2 protein-coding genes are annotated in these 2,012 nt (G+C 38.2%); both read left to right on the top strand.

Annotated elements, in window-relative coordinates; translation table 11 throughout:
• Positions 1-1,465: IS21 family transposase (gene istA, locus CD30_RS18905; RefSeq protein WP_036180711.1), on the top strand; the 1,465-nt coding region annotated here is incomplete at its 5' end.
• Positions 1,462-2,012 (top strand): ATP-binding protein (locus tag CD30_RS18900; protein WP_036180706.1); only part of this gene is annotated, 551 nt, incomplete at its 3' end. The genes istA and CD30_RS18900, both read left to right, overlap by 4 nt.

Below are 2,012 nucleotides of genomic sequence, written 5' to 3'. Positions count from 1 at the left end.
GAATACGGTTTCAGAAGTCATCCAACGAGCGACTAACCTAGGTATTACGGAATTGAACGACACTATGACAAATGTTTGGTTAGAGGAATTTCTCTATCCAGAGAAACAAGCGATTGAAAAAGGCTACTATCCAGTTGATTGGGAGAAGGTTCATAAGGAACTGCAAAAAAAGAATGTCACACTGAAATTACTGCATCATGAGTACGCAATTTCAGCGAAAGAGGTTCGGAAAATCCCTTATGCCTATCGAACATTCGCAGAGAAGTACGGGCAATATGCTCAAAAGTTTAAGCTAACAATGCCCTTAAGACGAAAGCCTGGAGAGATTATGGAGGTAGATTGGGCTGGTACAACACTTTCTATTCAAGATCGTACAACAGGTGAAAACATTCCAGCCTATGTATTTATAGCTGCTTTACCGTATAGTCAAATGATGTATGTAGAGGCATTTTTAGATATGAAATCAGCAAACTGGTTAAAAGCGCATATCCATGCTTTTGATTATTTTGGAGGTGTTACCGAAACACTGGTCCCCGATAATTTAAAAACAGGTGTTATTAAAGCGCAACGTGAAGAATCTATTTTAAATGAGGCATACCGAGAATTAGCAGATCATTACCGCACAGTCATTGTCCCGAGTCGTGTACGAAAGCCAAAAGATAAGCCAACTGCCGAAGGAAGTGTTGGTTATGCCTCACGGCAAATTATCGCTGCCTTACGAAATGCGCAGTGCTTTCATATCACAGAATTGAATCAATATATCTTTGAAAAGTTAGAGGAAATCAATACAACAGATTTTCAAAAAAGACCGGGATCACGCAAAAAAGTGTTTGAGGAAGAAGAGAAAAGCACCCTTCAACAACTTCCTCAAACACGCTTCAAAATGATGGAATGGAAAACCGCCAAGGTTCAACTAAACTACCACATCCAAGTTGAACGCATGTATTATTCCGTTCCTTACGAATATGTCCGTGAATCGGTCGATATTCGTTTAACAACAGATCTAATTGAAGTGTACTTTAAAGAAGCACGAATTGCATCCCACAAACGATTAAAAGGCGAAATCGGACAATTTTCTACAAAAGTCGATCATATGCCTGATCATCATCGCTCTTATTTAGAGCATAATCCTGAAAACAATGTGAAATGGGCAGCTGCAATGGGTCCATCTACAGAGAAATATGTAGCGTACATTTTAGAAAATAATGTAGAGAAAAAGGCACTCAATATTTTAAGCACTCTACAAAACATTGCGAGAAAGTTCACAACAGAAGAGTTAGAACAAGCCATTACTACCTTACTTGAAATCTCAACAACCCCTTCCAATACTGTATTAAAAGGCATATTAGAAAGAAAAAAGAAGTCGCTAAAAACACAAGAATCAGCAGCGAAAACACAGCCAGCTTCAACAGAAAGTCATGGATTCACGCGTGGAGCTTCGTACTTTGGGAGGGATAAAAAATGAGCAAACAAGAAACATTACGTAAGCTTTCAGAAATGGGCTTAAGTGCAATGGCTGATCTATATCAAGAAATCAGTCAAAATAAAGACTATCGTGAAATGGATTTCGATGAGTTATTCAGCCTTTTAACAGATACAGAGTATGACCGACGTAAATCAAATAAACTCGCTCGTTTAATAAAACAAGCAACACTAAACGAGCCAACGGCTGCCATTGAAGATATTGAATATCATCCAGATCGTCATTTAGACAAAAAGGTCATCCTAGAATTAGCGACAGGCAACTACATTCAAAATCATCACAACATCATCTTAATGGGCGCTTCAGGCAATGGGAAAACGTATATCGCAAATGCATTTGGTATACATGCTTGCCGGCAATTTTACAAAGTAAAATACATTCGGCTACCAGAATTATTAGATGAACTCGCCGTAGCAAAATATGAAGCAGATGGCAGCTACCGCAAAATCATTCAAAATTATAAGAAAATCGATTTATTAATTCTCGACGAATGGCTTCTAACAGACCTTTCAGAAGAAAACGTATTAAG

It is taken from the genome of Ureibacillus massiliensis 4400831 = CIP 108448 = CCUG 49529, from assembly GCF_000772965.1.
Classification (GTDB): Bacteria; Bacillota; Bacilli; order Bacillales_A; family Planococcaceae; genus Ureibacillus; species Ureibacillus massiliensis.
The sequence above is the reverse complement of the archived record's forward strand: the minus strand, read 5'-3'. Positions and strand labels throughout refer to the sequence as shown.